We start from the raw sequence: 22,359 nt of genomic DNA on the forward strand, positions 1-22,359 counted from the left end.
CGGGAACCGGCCCTCGTTTAGCCTTTTCTTCAACGGCTGGCTTCTTTCTTTTGCGGGTGGGAATGATCTTCCGGGTTTCTGGATCTAGCCGTCCAATGCATTTTCGCTTCGCTCTGGACTGCTGCTTCTTCTTATCCCAATAAGAGACTGACTCATACGCATAAGTAACTCCTGTCTTTTTATTGGTCTGATATACAATAGTGGCCATTCGTAATCCCTCCTGTTCCTCGTTACAATAGTATGTATTGTGACGAGGATTTTTGCAAGAGAAATTGGACCTATTCCGTGTATTATTAAGCCATTATCTAAAATTCCTCGTTACATTTTGCCGGGAACTCAGGACAAAAGGTAAGTCCAGGCGCATTGGGAGGGAGGGTGAGAATGCTTTTTTTACAACTCACTGTTTTTCAAAGGAATAATGCTCGCCGTGTTGATTGCATGGGTGTTTCTATTTTTCGAGCAAATTTTGAGCTGGATAAATAGCCTGTTCTTGAGGGATTCTCCGGGCTGCATGTGGAGCTGGCCGGGGAGCGTAGGTCTGCTGTGCTGGTTCGCCGGGTACCCATCTTTGCACGATTTAACCGCCGTGCAGAGATGGGCTGTCCGAGAATAGTATTCCCGTGATTTTGAACTTGGAGAAAAACTTATTTCTGGACAGTCTCCCGGGTTGGTTTGTTTTCTTAATGAATTCTGAAGTGGTACGGATGGTAGGTCAGCGTCTTCTGCCTCCGCCCATGCCTCTGCCGCCGCCTCCTCCACCACCACAACGGCCCCTGCCGCCGCTCCTGCCGCATCCCGTTCCTCCACCTCCCCCCATGCCCATTCCTGGCTGACCTGAGGGGGTTGTCTGGGGGGGTGAGTCGATGCTCTGTTTGGGTGAGCGCGATGGGCCTGATTGTTTAAACGTGTCATAGGCCTGCTTTACTGTGCTCTGGCCACTGATACCTTCTGTAACATGTATTCCTGAACTTTGGAGAGCATCTGTTGCTTTAGGGCCGAGCCGGCCTGTGAGCAGATGATGAACACCATGATCCACAATGAGACTTGCTGCGCCGATTCCGGCGCCCTGGGCATTACCGGAGGATGTGTTTTCTACGGTCTCTGCGGTGTCTGTTTCTGTATTGAAAATAATGAAATACGGTGTTCTGCCAAACCTTTCGTCAACCAGGGATTCTGTGTCCCTGCCGGTGGATGTTATGCAAACTTTCATAGTAGCTCCATGATGTCGGGGGCTCAGAATTTCTCTACCATTTGTAGTATACCCTGAGCGATCTTGTTTCGAAATATGGAAAGTAAAATTTTTTTCAGTACCTCTAAAAAATAAAAGAGTATCTGTTGGGGTGCCGCAAGTACAAATAATAATTCTGTTGATGCCGGAAGGGGAAACGCTGGTTTTCAGAAAACCGTCACCCTTGTGCTGTTTTTTATGGGTGCGAAGTAACTTTCTTGGCTTAAAGCAGCATAATCCGAGGTGCAGGAATGTCGTTGCGCTACAGAAGCAGGGTGATAATCTGAATGAAGATAACCGTGAATTTATTGCGGGACTTCAGGTCCACAGGAGAGGGATGAAAGAAAGGTGAGTAAAAAAAAGGGCGCTTAGCATATTTGCTAAGCGCCCTTATATATTGGCGTCCCCAAGGGGATTCGAACCCCTGTTGCCGGCGTGAAAGGCCGGTGTCCTGGACCTGGCTAGACGATGGGGACAGGAACGTCAAGTGATGGTGGGTCGTGCGCGACTCGAACGCGCGACTCTCTGCTTAAAAGGCAGATACTCTACCGGCTGAGTTAACGACCCATCCGTTCGCTGAGGCCGCATTTTATACACGAGTGAGGGGTTGGCGTCAATATAAAAAAGCATTTGTTAAACGTTTTTTTGTTTTTTTTTTCTTCAGTGTCACCCGAAATCGCACCTGATTGTTATTCTAATTATTTGAAAATAAATAGTTAATATGTTTTTGCAAGCAGCGGGGGCTTCTGTGGAAAAATGCGCAAAAAACGTAAACAAGAGCGAGAATGTTTTCGTGTAATTGATTTTTTCAGCGGTATTCGCAGGTATTGGTGCCCGTTGCTTCTCCGTTGAAGTGGAATATACCCGTGAAAAAGTCGACCTTGCTGCCGGAGCAGGGTACAATCATAAGAAATACGGGTTAATTCACTTGTTGGCAGGAGACAGGTTTGATATACCATAATTAGTGTCTGGGCGGAAATTGTCCTTTGGTCTGTTCTGGTATTATCTTCATTGGTAAGTGAGAATTTGTTATTGTGTTAGAGAAAATATTTTCTCCGCGTGCCGTACATTTGAACAGTATTTTTCATTTTTCAGACAGGCACCTGAACGTGATAGGTTTATTCTTCTGCCTTGGCAGAAACATCATTAATCGATAAAAGAGACTGGGTATATTATGGGGTTACTTGCCGGATCTGCATCCTTTACTCGCTTTGCTGTTCAAGGTGAGTTGCCGGAAAATTTTTGGGATTTTGTAGCAGATCGTGTTGTCGCAAACAGTTTTAAAGACATAGACGATACCATAGATGAATTTTCCATTGGTTGGGTTTCTGTGGCAAACATGTTTGACAGTGATTTTGCTTATGGTTCGTATGCGGCTGCAGATTACGTGGTGCTGACAATGCGGACCGATGAACGTAAAATTTCTTCTTCTGTCCTGAAAAAATATACCATGAAAGAAGAAGAACGGATCAAGCTGGAGAAAGAGCTTCCCAGGCTTAGTCGTGCTGTGAAGCTGGAAATCAAGGAACGAATTAGAGCTGAGCTTGTTCGTCAATCTCCACCCATACCTGCCACCTTTGACCTTTGCTGGAATCTTGCAGAAAACAGTCTGCTCTTTTTTTCCACCAGCAAGAAAGCCATTGCACTGTTGGAAGATCTGTTTAAGGAAACATTTGGCCTGACCTTGGTGCTGCAGATTCCCTGGCTGCTGGGACAGCAAATGGTTGATGAAAGCCAGGCCGCCCAATATGAGGATATGAGGCCTGCCGTTCTTCTGTGATGGTCTGCGTGCCTGTATCTTGCAGTATAAAACTCAATATTAACTTTTATGTGGCTGTTTTTCAGCTTATGTGCTGCTGGTTGGTTGAACTGTCGGTATCTGGTTGCCACATGGATTCTGCGAAAATAAAGAGGCTGTGGAGGAAGTATGAATAATGCCATACTTATCGCTCTGGGTGTTGTAGGTGTAATTGTCCTGCTTGTTCTTGTAAAATTGTTATCCGGCAAAAAGAAGAAGCCGGCTGGCCCTGAAAAAGTGGGCGAACAGGAACAGGAAAAAGCTCCGTTGGAGACCCCGGCGGATAAACTTGTCGAAGAACCTGAAAGTGAAACAGGGGCCATTCCAGAGCAGGCCGCCACAGATGTTGATCTGTCAGAGGAACTGGCAGAGTTGGGAGAGGGATTCGTTGCCGAAGAGGCAACTGCTCCGGGGGAAGAAGAGCAGGCCCAGGAGCCGGAGCCAACGGAACTCGATGTAGAAACCGGGGCAGAAGAAATTGTTGTGGAACTGGATGAAGATATCCTGCTCGAAGGTGAGGTTCCTGAATCGGAATTAGAGGTTGTGGCTGAAGAACAGCCTGTTGAGCCGCAGGAAGAGCTTTTTGCTGAGGAAGAATTGCTGGAGACGGAGGGCGTTCTTGAAGAAGAGCAGCCGATAGTCTCTGATGACGTGATCCCCTCTGCAGTGGAAGACGAGACCACCACCCTGTTAGAGGAAGAAGAGCTGCTTGAGCCTGAAACTCAAGAAGAAATTTTTCTTGAAGAGGAACTGGTTCAGGTTGATGCAGAGACAGTTGTAGAAGACCTTGTAGAAGCAGAACAACTACAGGAATCGGATATCAGTGAACCTGCTCTTGAAGAGCAGTTGTCTGATGAGCTGGAAGAGGAAGAGACTGTTATCTCTGAAGTTGAAGAAACTGAAATCTTTGCGGAAGAGGTCGCTGTTGAGCCTGAGCCTGAAGAGGCTGTTGTTGAAGAAGAAGCGGAGCCCGAGACCGCAATACTTGAGGAAGATACCTCGGCGTTGCTGGCTGAAGGTGATCTTAGTGAAGACGATCTCCTGGATCTTGAAATAGATCAGGAATATGAAGCTCCGGCATCGATTGTTCAGGATGAAGATCCACTTGCGGCACTGCTGGGCGAAGAAGAGCCTGAACTTGAAGAAGAGCTGGCTGAGGTGGAGGAAGAGCCACTGGCCGCGGGAACGCAATTAATATCCTACAAACAGTACAGCGATCGCCTCAATGCACTGGAAGAACAGTTGCGGGCAGACCTGGAAAACGCCCATCAGGGAGAAGGAGGTAATGTTCCTGCGCATCTGCAACGTGAGTTGGTGGTGGTTAATGAAAAATTAGCCATGCTGGATGAGAGTTACGCGAAGGAAAAGGAAACATATCAAGAGGTTCTGGCTGTACTCCAGGATATGGGCTCTGAAGTGGCAGGCGCAGATATACAGGAAGCCAGCGAGGCTTTGAAAAGTGGGAATCCGGACGTTGCAGAAACCCTGCTTGCCAAGGTTGCATTGCAGGCAACCGGCAAGGCAAAAGCGTTGGGTGCTTACTACAGCGGGAAACTTGCAGAATGCCGCATTGATCTTCCCCTGGCCATGGAACGCTACAAACACGCCATTGAGATTGCAGGGGATAATCCGGAATATCTCTCCACCGCAGCCATGGTGGCCCGCCAACTCTACCTGTATGGTAATGCCGTGGCATGGATGGAAAGTGCGGTTGAGGAGCTTCAGAAAAAAGCGGAAATCGATCCGGTGGAATTGGCTGTCAAAAAGCGGGACCTGGCGTATACATATGTGTTGAGTGGTCGTTCCCAACTGGCAGGACCTCTCTATAAGGAAGCCATGACAGTTTTTTCACAGCAACTTGGTCAGGATCATCCGGAAATGGCAACCAGCTGGTACCAGATTGGTGAGCTTCAGGAAACCATAGGAGAGTATGACAAGGCAATCTCGTTGTATCGTAAGGCTCTGGAAATTTTAGAGAAACAATATGGCGAAGAGCATCCTGTTCTGGCCAGTGTACTTTCCAAATTAGCGGCACTGTGCGTGGAGTTGGAGATGGAGCGTGAATCTGTGCCACTGTATGAACGCCTGGTGACCATCCGCGAAAAAACATTGCGCCCAACGCATCCCATGGTTGCGATGAGCCTGAACAGCATGGCTGAATCATACAGATTACAGGGCATGCATGATATGGCGGAAGGCTGCTATCAGAAATGCCTGGTAATTGCAGAAGAAACATTGGGTCCGGAGCATCCGCGGGTTGGTGCTATTCTTCAGGAGCTGGCTAAAGCGTGTCAGAGCCAGCGCAAGGGTGAAGAGGCTGAGGAATATCAGAAACGGGCTACGGCAATTTTTGCCAAGGCTGTGGAAGAGCAGGAAAGAAAATCTGCAGACAATTCATTCTCACTTGAGCTTTAAGTTATGCATTTCTTGTGGGATTTTTCCATGTAGTTTCCTGTTTCCTTAGAAGTCTGTCGGAGAGTTGCTATTTTTTCTCAGATTAAGGCATTTTTAGGAAATCAAGCACAGTTATATAATTGATATTGCGAACATTTATTTTCTGAAAATACCACGAATATGGGAAAAAAGAGCTTTCACCGACAGGCTTCTTAGAGTCGCAGAAGTACTCCCTGCGCAGAAAGTGCGAAGGGGGTACTTCTGCGGCTCTTGATTTCCGCCCGACATTCGTTGATATTTTTTATAAAGTTTGTGTCTATTCATAGAATTTCGTGTATTTTTGCCTGAAACAGGCTGTCTCGTGAAGTTTTTCGATAATTTTCCCCGCAGCCCTTAATTAACCGAGGTTATTTACAATCCACAGCGTCCGCTGTATAGGGTGTTTTATATGGATCTTGTTGATCTTATTCAGGAAAAAAGATTTTTGGGGCAGGAGTTTCTTGCCTGGATGTGGTACAAGTCAGAGGAACGGGGTGGAACGGTTGAACTGCCCAATGACGGCGATATTCTGGTGGTTTTTGAGAAGCACATGTTGCTGGAATATGGCGAGGGAGATACCTCAGAAAAAGTCATCTGCCGTGGCCTGCAGACTGAATTGAAAGAGGCGAGGGCGGGCCTGCTGCTCGCTAAAAAGCCCGAACAGGCACGTATTCGAATTGCCAGGGGTGACAATGAGTATAGTGTTACTCTTTCTGCAGGAACCCTTGAGTTTCGTAATGTCCGGCTGCCCAAAACCGCTGGCACAGAGAACGACGGCAAGGATCCTGAAGGACTTGAGGCGCAGATATTGGAGCGTATTGCTCTTTTGGAAGAACTCATTTATCTTGTGAATGAGCTTTTTCGCATGTTTGTTAATATCCGTTGTTCCCAAGAGTGGAATGACGAGTTGATAAAGATACGTCAGTGGGTTTCTGAGGGAGCCTTACAACAATAATTCTGGTTTTAGGCACAATTTTCATGGAATTTGAGACGGTAATCGGGCTGGAAGTACATGCCCAGATGAAGACGCAAAGCAAAATTTTTTGTGGATGTTCAACGGAATTCGGAGCACCACCAAATACCCATACCTGCCCGGTTTGTCTGGGTATGCCAGGGTCACTGCCGGTATTGAATAAAAAAGTGGTCGAATCTGCCATTAAGCTCGCACTGGCAACGGATTCTACCATCAACCACGAAAATATTTTTGCCCGGAAAAACTATTTTTATCCCGACTTGCCAAAGGGGTATCAGATTTCACAGTTTGAACTGCCCATAGCCGAGCATGGCAAATTGGAAATTGATCTGGGAGACGGCCGAAAAAACATCGGTATTACCAGAATTCATATGGAAGAGGACGCTGGAAAACTGGTACATGACGACCGTGAGCCTGTCAGCTATGTTGATCTGAACCGGACCGGAACTCCTTTGCTGGAGATTGTCAGTGAGCCTGATCTGCGTTCACCGGAGGAAGCCGCTGCCTACCTGAAAAAACTACATGCCATTGTCCGTTATCTTGATATCTGTGACGGCAACATGCAGGAGGGGAGTTTTCGTTGCGATGCCAATATTTCTTTGCGTCCTGTGGGGCAGGATGAGTTTGGTATTCGCACAGAGCTGAAAAACATGAATTCCTTTAAAAATGTGCAACTCGCTCTGGAATACGAAGTACGCAGACAGCGGGATATTCTGCTTGATGGTGGCCAGGTTGTACAGCAGACTCTGCTCTGGAACCCGGATAAGGGGTCAACAGAGGCTATGCGCGGCAAAGAAGAGGCTCACGATTATCGGTATTTCCCTGACCCGGATCTGGTTCCAGTGGTTGTTGAGGATGACTGGATCGCCACTGTCAAAGAAAATCTGGTCGAGTTGCCTGATACGCGACGGGACCGATTCATCATGGATTATGAATTGTCAGAGTATGATGCCGGTATCCTGACCAGTTCCCGCGAATTGGCTGATTTTTTTGAAATTGCAGCCAGAGATTGTGGAAATGCCAAGAAGCTGAGCAATTTTATCGGTACTGAGCTGCTGCGGGAATATGGGCCGGAAAACATGAGTGATTGTCCTGTTAAGCCCCAACAGATGGCACGCCTGATGATTATGATGGATGAGAACACTATTTCCGGTAAAATTGCCAAGACCGTTTTTGCAGAAATGCTGGAAACAGGGGCAGACCCCGATGGTATTGTCAAAGAAAAGGGGCTGGTCCAGATGAGTGATGAAACGGAATTGCTGGAAATGGTCAGGGGCATCATTGCCGATAATGAAGCGCAGGTACAGCAGTTCAGAGAAGGAAAAACCAAGGTTATAGGCTTTTTCGTGGGGCAGCTGATGCAGAAAACCAAAGGAAAGGCAAACCCGCAGATAGCTAATAAGCTCTTTCAGCAGGAGCTTTCCGAAAACGAATAACCAGCAGTACCCATTGTGGACAAGCAGCAGTGGCAGAATAAAGGTAAGGGGCATCGGCAACGGTTACGGGATAAATTCCTGCACCAGGGTATCGATGCCTTTTCCGATGCTGAAATCATTGAATTGTTATTGACCTTTGGTACGCCGCGTTCTGACTGCAAAGAGTCAGCCAGGGAAGCTTTGCGTCATTTTGGGTCATTACCTGCAGTGCTTGATGCTTCGCCCGGGGCCCTTCAGCAGATTAAAGGCCTGGGGGCGAAAAATATCTTTGCCTTGAATTTTATTCAGGGCGTTGCACGGAGATACCTGCGTCAGCGTATACAGGGCAAAGACTATCTTCGGTCTTCTCGCGATGTTGCCGAGTACCTGATTCATTCCATGCGAGGGCTGGAAAAAGAAGTCTTTACAGTTATATTTCTGGATAACGCCCATGCCGTCATTGATACCCGGGTGGTGGCTGAGGGCACAATCAATGTGAACACCATTTATCCCCGTGAGCTTATCAAGGAAGCGCTGGCATGTAATGCCTGCGCATTGATTATAGCCCACAATCATCCTTCCGGAAATCTCACCCCATCTGCCCAGGACAAAGAGCTCACCCTTTCTCTGTATCTGGTCTGTTCCTTTATGCACATCAATCTCCTGGATCACCTCATTATCGGTAAGGGGGAACAGGTATACAGTTTTGCCGATCATGGCATCATGGCCTCCATACAAGAGCAAAGTCGTGCTGTTCGCGCACAGTTAACCTGAGATGGTGTCTGTGCCTGGGCCAGGAATATACGTACATGTGCCTTTTTGCAGGCAGAAGTGCCGCTATTGCAGTTTTGTTTCACGAGGGTATACATCGTCGGCTGTGCGTGATTATTTTCAGGCTGTCACCGCGCAGATCAGGCATATGCGCACCTGCAGATCGTGGAAGAACATGGAATTTTCCACGGTTTTTTTCGGTGGTGGAACTCCTTCATTACTTGCCCCTGACATGCTCTGTGAATTGGTTCAGCTCATTTTACGGTCCTTTCGCGTGCCTTGCAGGCAGCCAGAAATTTCCATAGAGATCAACCCTGCCACGGTGAATGTGCAGAGCCTCAAACAATTGCGTGGTTGTGGGTTTAACAGGCTCTCCATTGGTGTACAATCCATGCAGGCCGTAGAACTTGCTGTCCTTGGCAGGGTGCATGGCGTGCAGGAAGCGATACAGACCATGCAGGCTGCCCGGGCAACAGGTTTTGAAAATTATAGTGTGGATCTGATGTATGGTATTCCAGGCCAGGATCTGTCTTCCTGGACTGAGAGCCTGCAGCAGGTGCTTGCACACCATCCCAGACATCTCTCACTGTATGAACTTACCGTAGAAGAGGGAACTCCCATGGCAGAGTTGGTTGAAAGGGGCCAACTCGTCATTCCGGACGAGGAACTCGTGCTTTCCATGATGGAACAGATAGAGAAATACCTCATTCCTGCTGGATTGCAACGGTATGAAATCTCCAATTATGCTTTTCCCGGATATGAATGCCGCCACAATTGCAATTACTGGCGCAATGGCAGCTATCTGGGCTTTGGTCCCAGTGCTGTTTCCGCACACCAGGGAACCCGCTGGATCACCATCAGTGATCCGGCAGCCTTCAATAGAGGTCTTGGTATTGCGCAAGATGGAACATGGGAAGAGGAACATCTGGAGCAGGAGGCATATTTTCGGGAGACTGTGATGATTGGCCTGCGAATGGTTCAGGGCATAGAGTTGGAGTCTCTTGGCAAGCGATTTGGTCTGTCCGTGCTTGATTATTATAAGGAGGTTATACCGGGACTCCTGAAGCATGGATTAATCAAGATTGAAGAAGGCCGCCTTTTTTTGAGCCGGAAAGGGATGCAGGTGGCAAATATGGTGATGGCGGAGTTTGTATAATCTGGAAAAAACAGTTTCATGGCGTTTGGTAAAGATGAAACAGGAGGTGCAGCATGAAAGCGGAGTATACCATTTTATGTGAAAATTCAGTGGCTGATTCTCGAGGGCTCATTGGTGAACACGGCTGGTCTGTACTTATTGAAACCCCGGACAGGCGACTGCTGTTTGATACAGGCCAGGGAATGGGACTGCTCCATAACAGCCGTAAGCTGGGTAAGGATCTGCAACATCTGGATGCCATCATTCTCAGTCATGGGCATTATGATCATACTTCTGGTCTGCCTGCGGTGCTGGAGCAAACCGGTGTAATCGACGTGTACGGACATCCTGATATGTTTATTACCCGTTACTGGGATCAGGAGGACGGTTCTAGAGAGATAGGTATCCGCTATCGTCGGGAGTATCTGGAATCCCTGGGTATGCAGTTGCAGCCAATATCTGAATTCACAGAGATTTTTGATGGAGTATATCTTACCGGAGAGGTTCCCAGAACAACTTCTTTTGAGGTGCCGGATCCTCACATGAAACAAAGGCTGGAGGATGGTTCTCTTCAGCAGGATCAACTGCGCGACGATCTGTCCATGGTGATTCGGGGCGAAAAGGGACTTGTGGTGGTGTTGGGGTGTGCCCATGCCGGCTTGATTAATATATTACGACATGTACAGAAGAATTTGCCCGGTGAACCAATTTATTCTGTCTTTGGCGGCACGCACCTGGGCTTTGGTGATGCGGATCAGTTTCAGCAAACCTTGGAAGCCTTGGAATCATTCAATATTGAACAGATCGGAGCCGCCCATTGTACTGGGCTTGTCCGTTCATCTCTTTTGCACCATCATTTTGGAGACCGATTTTTTTTCGCAGCAGTAGGTTGTCAGTTCAGTTGTTGATAACTAGCTGAAATCGCTTACGGTTATGATGCACATGGGAGCAAGGAACTCTATGCTCCGTGATGAGTTGTGCCAAGAGGGTTAGCATACGATTTCACGCCTGTTTTTTACACTCTTGCTTGCCTTTGTGAGCAGAGCGCGGTAAAACATCTCCACTGACTGTGAATGGCGGTTCATTTTTTTCGCGTCGCAGCCACCACCCTCGCAATAAACGTATTGGGGTGTACGTTTTGCATAGACCGACCTTGTCTGTCGGTTCCAACCTATTTAACACATTAAGGAGTAAGATCATGGCTGAGTTTGTGTACCAGGACCCGTTTCCTTTAAGTAAGGACGAAACCCAATATCGACTGCTCGAAGGATCTCAAGAGTATGTTTCCGTTGTTGATTTTGACGGAGAACAGGTACTTAAAATTGCTCCTGAGGGACTGAAAGAACTGGCAAACAAGGCGATGCGGGAAGTTTCTTTCCTGCTGCGACCGGCCCACAATGAAAGCGTGGCGAAAATTTTAAGTGACCCGGAAGCATCAGACAATGATAAGGAAGTCGCTCTTGCCATGCTGCGTAATGCAGAAGTATCGTGTGAATTTGTGCTGCCTGTCTGCCAGGACACCGGTACTGCCTGCGTAGTTGCCAAAAAAGGCCAGAAAGTGTGGACAGGCTGTGATGATGCCGAACAAATTTCTGCAGGCGTTTTTACTACATACACAGAAGAAAATTTGCGATATTCCCAGAACGCTCCTCTTACCATGTATGAAGAGGTGAACACCAAAACCAACCTGCCGGCACAGATTGATATTTATGCCACCCCCGGAGACGAGTACAAATTTCTCTTCCTGGCAAAGGGCGGCGGTAGTGCCAATAAAACCTATCTGTACCAGGAAACCAAAGCGTTGCTCAACCCGGGAACATTGAAAAAATTTCTGGTAGAGAAAATGAAAAGTCTGGGTACAGCTGCCTGTCCCCCCTATCACATTGCCTTTGTCATTGGTGGAACCAGTGCAGAAACCAATCTGAAAACAGTGAAACTGGCGTCTGCAAAGTATCTGGATGGTCTGCCCACAACCGGTAATGAGTATGGCCGCGCCTTCAGAGATGTGGAGCTTGAAGCCGAGTTGCTGGAAGAGGCACGAAACCTTGGATTGGGAGCTCAGTTCGGTGGTAAGAATTTTGCCCATGATATTCGTGTGGTTCGCATGTCCCGTCATGGTGCTTCCTGCCCTGTGGGAATGGGGGTCAGCTGTTCCGCAGATAGAAACATCAAGGCTAAAATCAATAAAGACGGTCTGTGGATCGAGCAGATGGATACCAATCCAGGTCGTCTGATTCCTGATGAATATCGTGACAGGAGTTCTGATAAGGTTGTTGCCATTGATTTGAACCAGCCTATGGAAAGCGTTTTGGCAGACCTGACCAAATATCCGGTAGCTACTCCGTTGTCGCTTACAGGTACCATTATCGTCGGCCGTGATATTGCCCATGCCAAATGGAAGGAACTGCTGGATGCAGGGAAGCCGTTACCTGACTACCTGAAAAAACATCCGGTATACTATGCCGGTCCTGCCAAAACTCCTGAGGGAAAACCTTCGGGTTCTTTTGGGCCAACCACTGCTGGCCGTATGGATTCCTATGTGGATCTTCTGCAGAGTCAGGGTGGCGCCATGGTTATGATTGCAAAAGGTAACCGTTCTCAGCAGGTAACAGATGCCTGTCAGAAGCATGGCGGCTTTTACCTTGGTTCCATCGGTGGACCTGCAGCTCTGCTGGCTGAGGAGAATATCAAGAAAGTCGAATGTCTCGATTACCCTGAACTGGGTATGGAGGCTGTTTGGAAGATAGAGGTGGTCAACTTCCCTGCCTTTATTCTGGTGGACGATAAAGGAAACGACTTTTTTAAAGGGTTGATCTAATAATTTATCAATATGCGAGTGAAGTTCGTAGTATGTGAGCTGATTTTCAGGTAAAGGTCTTTTCCAGCAAGCTGAAAGGTAATCACGTCTGTCTTGGACACAGCTGCATATACTCTCACTCCTGCGCTATATACATCCGGTCATGCCATGGTATGACCGGATTTTTTATTCGCAGCAAAAAAAATGAGGCAACAGGAGGATGGCTGATATGAATCCAAAGCTTGCACCTCTTTTCAGTCGGCGAAGTGTGCGGCAATTTACAACCCAACCCGTTGATGACGCCTTGATTCAGGATCTTCTGCAAGCTGCCATGGCTGCACCTTCAGCCATGCAGAAGGATCCGTGGCGCTATATAGTTGTACGTCAACGGGAAATACTCAAAGAGATGGCAAGACTTCTACCCCACGGGAGGATGCTTCGTTCATGCCGAGTGGCATTGATAGCCTGCGGTGATAGAGGGCAGGTACATGATGGGGAAGAATCCTTTTTATTGCAGGATGTCAGTGCCTCTATCGAAAATATTCTGCTGGCTGCAACCATTCTGGGGCTGGGATCCTGCTGGGTGGGACTTCATCCTCGAAAGGAGCGAATGGCTGCATTTTCTGCTCTCCTGCAACTTCCGGAAAACGTTATTCCTGTTTCCGGTATTGCCCTTGGCTGGCCCGCTAAAAGCAAAGAAGCCCGTACCAGGTATCAGGAAGAATATGTGCATTATGAACATTGGTAAGTTTCATATCCTTGACTCTTCGTTTGCCAAGGGCACAATGACCTTGTACACTATTTGCAGAAGATATTGTTTTCTTCCTGGTTATCCATTTCCATCCAACAGAGAGGCAAGATCCATGGAACAGGATAAGCGTCGTTTTACACGAATTTTCCTACCTTTTCCCGTCATCCTCAATCTTGAACAGGGAGAATCTCAGCCGGTAAAACAGGTCAAAAACCTGAGTGTTGGTGGGTGCCTTTTGAACGTGACCCAAAGTGCAGAAGAGGGCCGTAACTGTCTGGTGACCATCTATCTCAGCGACGAGGGGGATGATGGGCCCTTTATTCAGGCACAAGGTCGGGTTGTACGGCAGGTTGATGATGATATTGCGATTACATTTACAGCCATTGATCCAGAGAGTCTCTTTCATCTCCAGCATCTGTTGCTCTACAATGCCCCAGATCCCGACCAGATAGACAGCGAAATCAAATCGCATCCGGGAATTCTGTAAAATGCCCGGATGTAACTCTGATAAGGGTATCCGTAAGGCTGGTCTGAAAATTGGTCTGTTTTCATTTGTATAGGGAAAGGAGTTTTTGTTTCTATCCTCTTTTCCCGTTGTCTTTTTTGGTCAGTGTGCTAGATTGGTAATACCAATAAATTTGGTAAATTTGTTTGAAATAACACACTCCATGCCCGCAAACCCGTTGTATCGGTTGTTATCTCTTGATTACACAACTCTTGAGAGGGTTGGTGGTATCTGTGTCTGACCTATCGCAGATGAGATCATGTGGTTTGGTGATCGCTTACAGCGCAGGGTTCAATATTATCCCGGGATGAGCTTCCTGTGACTGGTTGCGTCTGAACATTTCCATCGTATGAGGTTATGTATGTCAAATAATCTGTATATAACAGCAGCAGAAGAGAGAAGCGGGAAATCTGCCGTGGTCCTTGGGGTGATGCAGACGATTTTGAAGGAAATCGGTAAAGTAGCATTTTTTCGCCCCATTATCAACGATCATGTCTTTGGCCGCCATGACCATGACCTCAATCTGGTACTCAAATATTTCAAGCTTGAAATTCCATATCAGGATACCCATGCGTATACGTTGAGTGAGGCCCGGCAGCTTATTACCAGCGGACAGGAGGAGTTGCTCTTTGAGAATATCCTGAAAAAATACAAAGAGCTGGAAAAAAAATATGATTTTGTTCTGTGTGAAGGAACCGACTTCAGGGGTAAGGATGTCAGTTTTGAGTTTGACCTGAACGCTGACATCGCTGTCAATCTCGGTGCTCCTGTTCTTGCGGTCGTTTCCGGTCGGGACAAGACTGTTGACGAAATATGTTCGTACACAGCTATTACCATGGACACCCTTGAAGAGAAAGGTGTGGATCTGGCGGCATGTATTATTAACCGCGCTCCTGGTGATTTCATGGAAGCTATTATTGACAGGGCCAAGTGTCTGGATCAGTTTGAGCGACCCATACCGTTGTATGCAATCCCAGAGAATAAGGCGTTGGGAAATCCATCCATGGATGATGTAAAACGTTGGCTGGGGGCAGAGATTCTGTATGGAGAATCCAACATGCTTACCCTGGTGGACAACTATCTGGTTGCAGCCATGCAGATTGGCAACTTTCTGGAGTATATCAAACCTGGCAGCCTCATTATAACCCCGGGTGATCGTTCAGACATCATTATTGCCAGTCTTGCCTCACGAATCTCTTCTTCATTTCCTGATATTGCAGGTATTCTCATCACAGGTGGCATCGACCTGCGTCCAAGTGTACAGAAACTGATTCAGGGATGGACCGGGGTGCCGGTTCCTGTGTTATTTGTGGAGTCTCACACCTATGATACGGTACAGAGCGTCAATGAACTCTATGGCCGGATCGAAGCAACTGATCAGAAACGTATAGCCACTGCCCTTGGCTGGTTCACCGAGAATGTCAATGTCAAGGAGTTGCGTGAAAGAGTTGTCTCCCAGAAAACTGAGAAAATTACACCAAGGATGTTTGAATATTCCCTGGTTGAAAAAGCTGCCAGTAATAAACAGCACATCGTGCTGCCAGAAGGAAGCGGAGAGCGCATTCTCCATGCTGCAGATATTATTCTGCGCAGGGGTATCGCTGAATTGACACTTCTGGGCAGACCAAAAGATATCCAGAATAAAGCGGCAAAGCTCAACATCAATATCGATAATGCCAACATTATCGACCCGGCCGCTTCGTATTACTACAATGATTTTGTTGAAACCTATTTTGATATTCGCCGCCATAAAGGCATTGTTCGCGATGTTGCCCGCGACCGTATGTCCGATCCGACCTATTTCGGTACCATGATGGTGCATAAGGGCCTTGCTGATGGAATGGTATCAGGTTCTGTGACGACCACTGCGCAGACCATCAGGCCGGCCTTTGAGTTTATTAAAACCAAACCCGGCGTATCTGTTGTTTCTTCTGTTTTTATCATGTGTTTTCAAAGCAGGGTTCTCGCTTTCGGTGATTGTGCCGTTGTTCCTAATCCCGATGCCAATCAGCTTGCTGAGATAGCTTTGTCTTCTGCAGAAACAGCCAAGATCTTTAATATTGAGCCCAAGGTAGCCATGCTCAGTTACTCAACGGGTATTTCCGGAAAAGGACAGGATGTGGAAAAGGTGGTCGAAGCCACTGAAATAGCCCGCCGTCTGATAAAAGAGCGCGGCCTTGACTATCCTATTGAAGGGCCGTTGCAGTACGATGCGGCGTTCGACCTGGGAGTGGCCAAGGTAAAATCACCGGATTCCGTGGTCGCCGGACGGGCAACCGTATTTATTTTCCCTGATTTGAACACAGGCAACAACACCTATAAGGCGGTTCAGAGAGCTGCCAATGCAGTGGCCATGGGGCCAGTTCTGCAGGGATTGAATAAGCCTGTTAATGATTTGTCCCGTGGCTGTACGGTGCAGGATATTGTCGATACCGTTGCTCTGACAGCCATACAGGCCCAAGAGGCCAAAGAAAAAGAACACAATGAGTATGAAGAAGCACTATGAAGGTTATTGTTATTAATTCAGGAAGTTCGTCTATCAAATTCCAGGTCCTCGATATGGAGACCGAAACAGTTCTGGCCAATGGTTTGGTGGAACGTATAGGTGAGGAGACCGGGCTCATCAAGACCACTTTTCACCCGGATTCCACGCAAAAGGCCGTGGTACGTAAGGAAGACCCCATCGCCAACCATCAGGAAGGGATGCTGGCTGCCATTGATGTACTGACCAAAAGTGAACATGCTGTGATCAAAAATGCCAGCGAAATCGATGCTGTCGGACACAGAGTTGTTCACGGCGGCGAGGATTTTCAGCAACCAGTGGTTATCGATCAAGCGGTCATGGATGCTATTTCAGCCAATATTCCCCTGGCGCCTTTGCATAATCCTGCCAATCTGGATGGTATTAAAGTCGCTAAGGAACTCTTTCCAGATGCTCCCCAGGTGGCTGTTTTTGATACTGCATTTCATCAGACCATGCCCAGCCATGCGTACATGTACGCTCTACCCTATGAGTTGTACGAGCAGGATAAGGTAAGAAGATACGGGTTTCACGGAACATCTCATAAATTTGTTGCCAGTGAAACTGCCAAATTGTTGGGAAAACCAGCCAAGGAGTGCAACCTGATCACTGTGCATCTGGGTAATGGCTGCTCCATGACAGCAGTGAAAAATGGCGAAAGTATAGACACTTCTCTGGGAATGACTCCACTGGAAGGTCTGGTTATGGGGACACGTTCCGGTGATGTGGACCCTGCAATTCATATGTTCCTGCACCGTAACAAAGGCATGGATCTGGAAGCCATTGATGATCTGCTTAACAGGGAATCAGGTTTGAAAGGTTTATGTGGTATGAATGACATGCGTGACATTCATACGGCCATTGAGGACGGCAATAAACGTGCTAAATTGGCTCTGGATGTGCAAACCTACCGTGTAAAAAAATACCTGGGCGCATATATGGCTGTTCTGGGAAGTGTGGATGCCATCGTCTTTACAGCAGGTATCGGCGAAAACGATCCTGTCGTGCGCGAGCTCTCTCTGGAAGGGCTTGAAAATTTTGGTATTGTTATAGATAAAAAAGTTAATGACCAGCGATCCAGTGAGCCGTTTACCATCAGCACTCCGGAGAGCAAGGTCAGAGTATTGGTGTTGCCCACCAATGAAGAACTGGCCATAGCCAGGGAAACCCTGGATGTGGTGCAGACCAAATAGACATTCTCTTGAGGTTGTCTGTTTTTTATTTACACTTTTCTTCACAACTCTTCTTCTACGCCTTTTTTGCAAAGGGGGCGTAGAAGAAACCTCTTTGCGCGATCGCGGTTTCCCTCACAGATAGCCTACCGGAATCTTCGCTTACCTGCGAAAAACCGTGCTTGCACAAATCTGAAGCATCTGTGACCAGTTACGACTCAAAACCAATTGAAATATCAGTGGTGTTAACCCTGTGATCAGTTACGTTTAAGAGCATTTACGTAATATCTTCAGAAAATTCGGAATCAGCATAGGTACTTCTTTGCGGTAACGTTTATAGGGGGTACCGAATTGATGGAGCAATCTGTTTTCTTCAAGATAGGCGCCAACTGTGAAGTAGAGGGTGAGCAGGAGTCGGATACTCAGTCCTATATCGGTAATTGTCGGACTGCACCACAGTAGAGCAATTCCTGCGCTGTACCAAGGATGACGGACTATTTGAAGAATCCCATGTTGTTGAAAATTTTCTTGTTTGTTGTTTAGGTGGTCCCGACCATGCCGGAGCTGACGAATCCCTAGAAAATATTGCATATCATAAGCAAGCACCCCGCCTGCAAACAGGATAACACTGTAGACAGCCAGGCATATCTGGAAAAGACGAAACAGGCCGTGAAAGGTAAACACCACTGATTGTGGCAGCTGCACGGTATAGATGCAGAGGGGAATCAAGGTGATAAGAGAGACCCCGCAATATGCAAGCCTGAAATATGACCGGGTGACAGGAAATAGACGAAAAATAGCATCCTTGACCGCCCGACTGATGAGAAGACTGTGCACACCGCACCAGGCTGCCCAAAGCGTTGTAACCAAGAAGAGTTCTTGCATGGTAACCCATTATGGGATCTGTATTTTTTTTGTTTTATGGAACTCGGAAAGACAACTGTTTTCGTGAGCTGCTCATAGTGCACCTGATCTTTCCGCGATCAGCCTGGCTTACGTATGATCCAATACGCTGCGCCAGCCTGATTGTGAAAATCTCAGGTATCCTGTAACCAGTTACGAATACAGGTGAATTTAAATGTATCAGTTTCCCCTATGAGTAGTTATTTTCAAGTTATTACAAGTTCCTAAATTCTCCCAGTATATTGGGGTGATGCATTTCATCTTCCATTTCTGTGGTGTGGCAGACCGCACATCCAAAATTCGATCCCATTGGCAGGGGTTCATCCTGGTATTGGAGAGGCACCAGGTTATGCAATACCGTGCCATAATCGTTGGAAGCCGGATACAAAGCATGGGGACTGCCATGACAGGCAGCGCAGTAAAGTGCACCGCTTTCATCGGTTCTGTTGCGATACAGGGAATCCATGTCTTCGGTGTATTCATGCAGGGTGCTATCCGTTTCAGGTGCTGCAAATTCCACATGACAATGCAGGCAGTCAGGTTGGTTGCTCCAGGGACTACGGGGAGTAATGTCTGCAATCTCTCCGAATTCAACGACGATCCGCCTGCTGTATTCGGTGGCCTGAGAGAGGCCGTTGTTTTCTTCCTGTTTGAGAAGATCCAAGGCGTGTTCGGCCAGGTTGCCATGACAATTTGTGCATTCCAGCCCTATAACGTTGTGTATTCCACGCAGCATTTGGGTTGCTCCAGTACTGGAAGAAGGATGGCAGGCCGCACAGGCATCGGTACCCTCATGACTGAGAAAAACAGCATGAAAACCATGCATGGAAGCGGAAAGATTCATCTGCGAGCGGTAGGTATGCTCTTCAGCATGGCAATCCTGGCAGATTACAGGTTTTCCTTGGGCTGCCTGTTCAACCAGCTGGGTATTGCTGAGTTTATCATGGATGGAAAGAATATTGAGGGCAGTTGACTGCATAAATCCGGCACGATCAGCAACGCGCCATTGTCCGCCATGGCAGGAGTTACAACCCATTTCTGTGGAGACAGGCAGAGGTACGGTTGTGGTGGCGAGCAAGTCTCCTGCCTGATTTTCAGCTTCCAGGGTAAGAAGAGGATAGGGGTCAAAGGTGTTCTGATCGGGGTATGGAACAACTCGTATATCAGTAGTTAGATACAGACCTGCCTGACCTATCATCTCGCCATAGGATTCGGGCCCTGTGTATCCCTGGTGGACGGGGTAGGTCCATTTGAATTTCTGCAATGCCGCATCCCAGAAAACAGTGTACGCACCAGGAATCTGGAAAGACGATTCTACCTGATAGAGTATGGTTGCATTTTCAACGACTTCGGGTGTCTCTCCGCGTCGCACCAGTTGCGCCCGCACCGTATTTCCAGGTTGTCTGAAACTCCAGTACGGCAATGCGTCTGCAAAGGTGTGCATGCCATCGCTGCTCCAGGCAAGGAGCACATATTCATCCTGGTCAGGATTAAAGACATGAGGCTCGGTGGTTTTTTCTGCGATATTTGGTGCTGCTACTCGATCCATCCGGCCATTAAGTCCGTAAGCCAGATACCAAGCAAGGGCTTTGCGCTCTTCATCTGTACCTATAAAGGGCGGCATGGAGGGGTACACGTGATGCATCCCCCGTATCATATTATCAAGGGAGGCGGGAGTGTAGTTTCTGCTCAGAGCCCTGATGTCCAGGGTGGGGCCATCCACTGAATGGCAGGAGGAACATAGCAGGGTAAACACTTCTTTGCCTGCAGCGAGTTGGTTGTCTGGTGTTATGGTTGAATATTTGCTCCAGCGTGCGTGCTTCAGTAAACCTTCTGTGGATACTTTTGGGGCATCCTTGGTAAGGATGCCGTTGGAGTACATGTAGTCATATATGATAAACGGTCGCCTGCCTCCTTCCCTGATATATTCAAAACATCCCATATAAAGCAGGCCTGCAACTAAAAGCGTCAGAGCCAGAGGGCGGCTGAGTATACCCGGCATGCGAATGGCCAGCAACAGGCATCCTGCCAGCAATACTGGGGAGAAGAAAATGAATCCCTGCACAAATTGTGCTGTGGCTGGCATACGTTCAAAGATAGTTTGCTGCAACTCTGCAGGGAGAACACCTTTATACCAGAAACCTGACATCAGAAACAGGGTGAAGGGGATAAGCAGCCAGAGGGCAGAATATCTGGTAAGTTGGATTCGTATTGCAGGGTTGCGGCTCCAGGTTGCTGTAACCAATCCGAACAACCCTGCAATGAGAATGGAAAAAAACGTCCTGAAACAGAGAGAGGGCCAGAATGTGGGGTTAAAGAAACCAGACCAGAAATTGCCATTCTCCAGCCATTGGCCAGGCGTGAGCATGAAGCCGATGATACCGTTAATCATGAATAGAGACAGCCAGGCAGCCCCGAAATAGATCCAGCCGATGAGAAGATGCTGTCTGGGGGGAAGCTTGTCGAATGTCGATGCATAGATGAACAGAGCCACTATTTCAATCAGGAAAAATACCCATTCAATGGCCCAGCCAAAAACAAAGGTATGAATAAGGACAGATGTTGCCGCCGGATTAAGCAAGGCTATGGTAAACCAGATGCCGACTCCGGTGATTCCACCGGCGACCATGGTAACCAGGACGAAAAAGCGGGCATGTCGGCGAACAAATTCCATCATGGAACCGTTGTTTTCACGTAGCGCTTTTAACTCGGTGAGCACGAGAAAAAGGCCTCCGCCCACGGCAAAGTGAGCTATATAGACATGGAATACCGCGATAAGGGCTATCAGTAATCCGCCGCCTGCCGCTTCCAGTTGCCAGACTGGATAATTCATGACTGTACCCCCTTGGTCTCAGCGGTAAGAACCAGTTTTAGCATCCAGCCCACAAGAACCAGGCCACCGAGTAAAACTGCCAGAAAAAGAAAAAGTGGCGAATATTGCGGATGGACAGGGAGATCAGATGGGGAGAACCAGGGATGGAGGTAGGCGGAACGTAATTGATCACGCACCAGAATCATGAAAAATATTGCCGGCAGCGCACTGATTACAGCAGGGTACACTTGTTCGCGCAACGCGAATATTACAGCAAAACAGATGAAGAGTATAGATATCATGAGTAATATGGTAAACCAGGTAACTGAACCGGAAGCGGAAAGCATTCCATGGGGAATGCTGCCAAGGAACCAGGCTCCAAAGCCTGCATTAATCAGGGTGGCACCGGCAAACCATTGACATCCCCTGGTGATCATATGACTGGCTTCATGGCTCCCCTTTTTTTGCTTCCAGGAAAACCACACCGCCAGACTTAACCCGCCAACCGCCACTGCGGAAGTCATAAAATGCAGATAACGGGGCAGGAGAGTCGGGTCACCGGTATTCAAAATAAATCCTCCCGGGTTGTCAAAATATCGTGACCACTGTGCAGGATTTAGCATCAAGGTAAAATTGTTGGTAAAGAAGAAGCCTATCAGAAGCAGCAACAGGGTTATGGCACCGGTAAGCAGAAAACGGCCACCGACCAGGCAGTGGTAACGATATTTGTAAATATAGGCCAGGTAATAGGCTGCTATCAATATTCCTATTATCCAGAGCCAGTAAACTGCCATGAGAATGGAGCTTGTATAGACCAGATGGCCGAAAAGGACTTGTACAAAGAGTAGGGGAGCAACGCCGAAGTTGACCGTCAAGGCAATGGAGTAGGGAAGGCCTTTGGCCGCAGATTCACAAACAGGAGAGTCGCCACCTGTATTCCACAGATGGGTGGCGGTGGCTATGAAGGCCGTGCCCAGCATGATATTCATGAGCACAATATGCAGAAAAAAAGTTACCAGGAGCAGCAGGTAAAACCAGCTCCAGTGTACAGGGAGAGCATCCGGGGCAGGGATGAGGGTTGCTGGATCCATGAAAGACTCCTCAGTTTGTGCCGGCCAAAAATGGGAGTGATTCAGGGTGGTGAT

16 protein-coding genes, 2 tRNA genes and 1 pseudogene are annotated in these 22,359 nt (G+C 47.8%); 12 read left to right on the plus strand and 7 right to left on the minus strand.

Annotation, left to right across the window (positions count from 1 at the left end; translation table 11 throughout):
• The 4 genes and pseudogenes from G493_RS29420 to G493_RS0114705 all read right to left on the minus strand — a co-directional run.
• Positions 1-208: pseudogene (locus tag G493_RS29420) on the minus strand (IS1634 family transposase); the annotation flags it as partial.
• 504 nt (positions 209-712) lie between these two features.
• Positions 713-1,210 (minus strand): NifB/NifX family molybdenum-iron cluster-binding protein, encoded by a 498-nt coding sequence (locus G493_RS0114690; protein WP_028581006.1) that lies wholly within the window; start codon positions 1,208-1,210, stop codon positions 713-715.
• A 416-nt stretch (positions 1,211-1,626) separates the two neighbouring features.
• A tRNA-Glu gene (locus G493_RS0114700) sits at positions 1,627-1,704 on the minus strand.
• 15 nt (positions 1,705-1,719) lie between these two features.
• A tRNA-Lys gene (locus G493_RS0114705) sits at positions 1,720-1,795 on the minus strand.
• A 607-nt stretch (positions 1,796-2,402) separates the two neighbouring features.
• Here G493_RS0114705 and rdgC point away from each other — a divergent pair.
• From rdgC to G493_RS0114775, 12 genes are all read left to right on the plus strand, one after another.
• Positions 2,403-3,008, plus strand: coding sequence for a recombination-associated protein RdgC (gene rdgC, locus G493_RS0114715; protein ID WP_028581009.1), 606 nt, complete (start codon positions 2,403-2,405; stop codon positions 3,006-3,008).
• 147 nt (positions 3,009-3,155) lie between these two features.
• Complete coding sequence (locus tag G493_RS0114720) at positions 3,156-5,441, plus strand: tetratricopeptide repeat protein (RefSeq protein ID WP_028581010.1); 2,286 nt, start codon at positions 3,156-3,158, stop codon at positions 5,439-5,441.
• 427 nt (positions 5,442-5,868) lie between these two features.
• Positions 5,869-6,414 (plus strand): hypothetical protein, encoded by a 546-nt coding sequence (locus G493_RS0114725; protein WP_028581011.1) that lies wholly within the window; start codon positions 5,869-5,871, stop codon positions 6,412-6,414.
• Between the two features lie 23 nt (positions 6,415-6,437).
• Positions 6,438-7,868 carry an Asp-tRNA(Asn)/Glu-tRNA(Gln) amidotransferase subunit GatB gene (gene gatB, locus G493_RS0114730; protein ID WP_028581012.1) on the plus strand — a complete coding sequence of 477 codons (1,431 nt, stop codon included), beginning with the start codon at positions 6,438-6,440 and terminating at the stop codon, positions 7,866-7,868.
• Between the two features lie 15 nt (positions 7,869-7,883).
• Entirely contained in the window at positions 7,884-8,621 is a 738-nt protein-coding gene (gene radC / locus G493_RS0114735) for a RadC family protein (RefSeq protein ID WP_028581013.1), read from the plus strand.
• 1 nt (position 8,622) lies between these two features.
• Positions 8,623-9,774: a radical SAM family heme chaperone HemW gene (hemW, locus tag G493_RS0114740; protein ID WP_035274625.1), complete on the plus strand. Its 1,152-nt coding sequence runs from the start codon at positions 8,623-8,625 to the stop codon at positions 9,772-9,774.
• A 53-nt stretch (positions 9,775-9,827) separates the two neighbouring features.
• Positions 9,828-10,661: an MBL fold metallo-hydrolase gene (locus G493_RS0114745; protein ID WP_028581015.1), complete on the plus strand. Its 834-nt coding sequence runs from the start codon at positions 9,828-9,830 to the stop codon at positions 10,659-10,661.
• Positions 10,662-10,951: 290 nt separating this feature from the next.
• Positions 10,952-12,571, plus strand: a complete 1,620-nt coding sequence (locus tag G493_RS0114755; RefSeq protein ID WP_028581017.1) for a fumarate hydratase — start codon at positions 10,952-10,954, stop codon at positions 12,569-12,571.
• Between the two features lie 208 nt (positions 12,572-12,779).
• On the plus strand, positions 12,780-13,298 hold the full coding sequence (locus G493_RS0114760) for a nitroreductase family protein (RefSeq protein ID WP_035274636.1): 519 nt from the start codon (positions 12,780-12,782) through the stop codon (positions 13,296-13,298).
• The gene (locus tag G493_RS29425) at positions 13,285-13,788 is read left to right on the plus strand and encodes a PilZ domain-containing protein (protein ID WP_035274627.1); all 504 of its coding nucleotides are present in this window, start codon (positions 13,285-13,287) and stop codon (positions 13,786-13,788) included. The genes G493_RS0114760 and G493_RS29425 overlap by 14 nt, the downstream gene beginning before the upstream one ends.
• 379 nt (positions 13,789-14,167) lie before the next feature.
• On the plus strand, positions 14,168-16,312 hold the full coding sequence (gene pta, locus G493_RS0114770) for a phosphate acetyltransferase (protein WP_028581019.1): 2,145 nt from the start codon (positions 14,168-14,170) through the stop codon (positions 16,310-16,312).
• Positions 16,309-17,520 (plus strand): acetate kinase, encoded by a 1,212-nt coding sequence (locus G493_RS0114775; RefSeq protein WP_028581020.1) that lies wholly within the window; start codon positions 16,309-16,311, stop codon positions 17,518-17,520. Before pta ends, G493_RS0114775 begins: the two co-directional genes overlap by 4 nt.
• 246 nt (positions 17,521-17,766) lie before the next feature.
• Here G493_RS0114775 and G493_RS32295 read toward each other — a convergent pair whose 3' ends face one another.
• The 3 genes from G493_RS32295 to G493_RS0114795 all read right to left on the minus strand — a co-directional run bounded on the left by G493_RS32295 (position 17,767) and on the right by G493_RS0114795 (position 22,305).
• Positions 17,767-18,384: a methyltransferase family protein gene (locus G493_RS32295; RefSeq protein ID WP_051309327.1), complete on the minus strand. Its 618-nt coding sequence runs from the start codon at positions 18,382-18,384 to the stop codon at positions 17,767-17,769.
• A gap of 232 nt (positions 18,385-18,616) precedes the next feature.
• Positions 18,617-21,235 (minus strand): cytochrome ubiquinol oxidase subunit I, encoded by a 2,619-nt coding sequence (locus tag G493_RS0114790; RefSeq protein WP_028581021.1) that lies wholly within the window; start codon positions 21,233-21,235, stop codon positions 18,617-18,619.
• Positions 21,232-22,305, minus strand: coding sequence for a hypothetical protein (locus G493_RS0114795; RefSeq protein ID WP_028581022.1), 1,074 nt, complete (start codon positions 22,303-22,305; stop codon positions 21,232-21,234). Before G493_RS0114795 ends, G493_RS0114790 begins: the two co-directional genes overlap by 4 nt.
• Positions 22,306-22,359 lie beyond the last annotated feature (54 nt).

The sequence above is a fragment of the Desulfogranum japonicum DSM 18378 genome (genome assembly GCF_000429945.1).
GTDB classification, from domain to species: Bacteria; Desulfobacterota; Desulfobulbia; order Desulfobulbales; family Desulfobulbaceae; genus Desulfogranum; species Desulfogranum japonicum.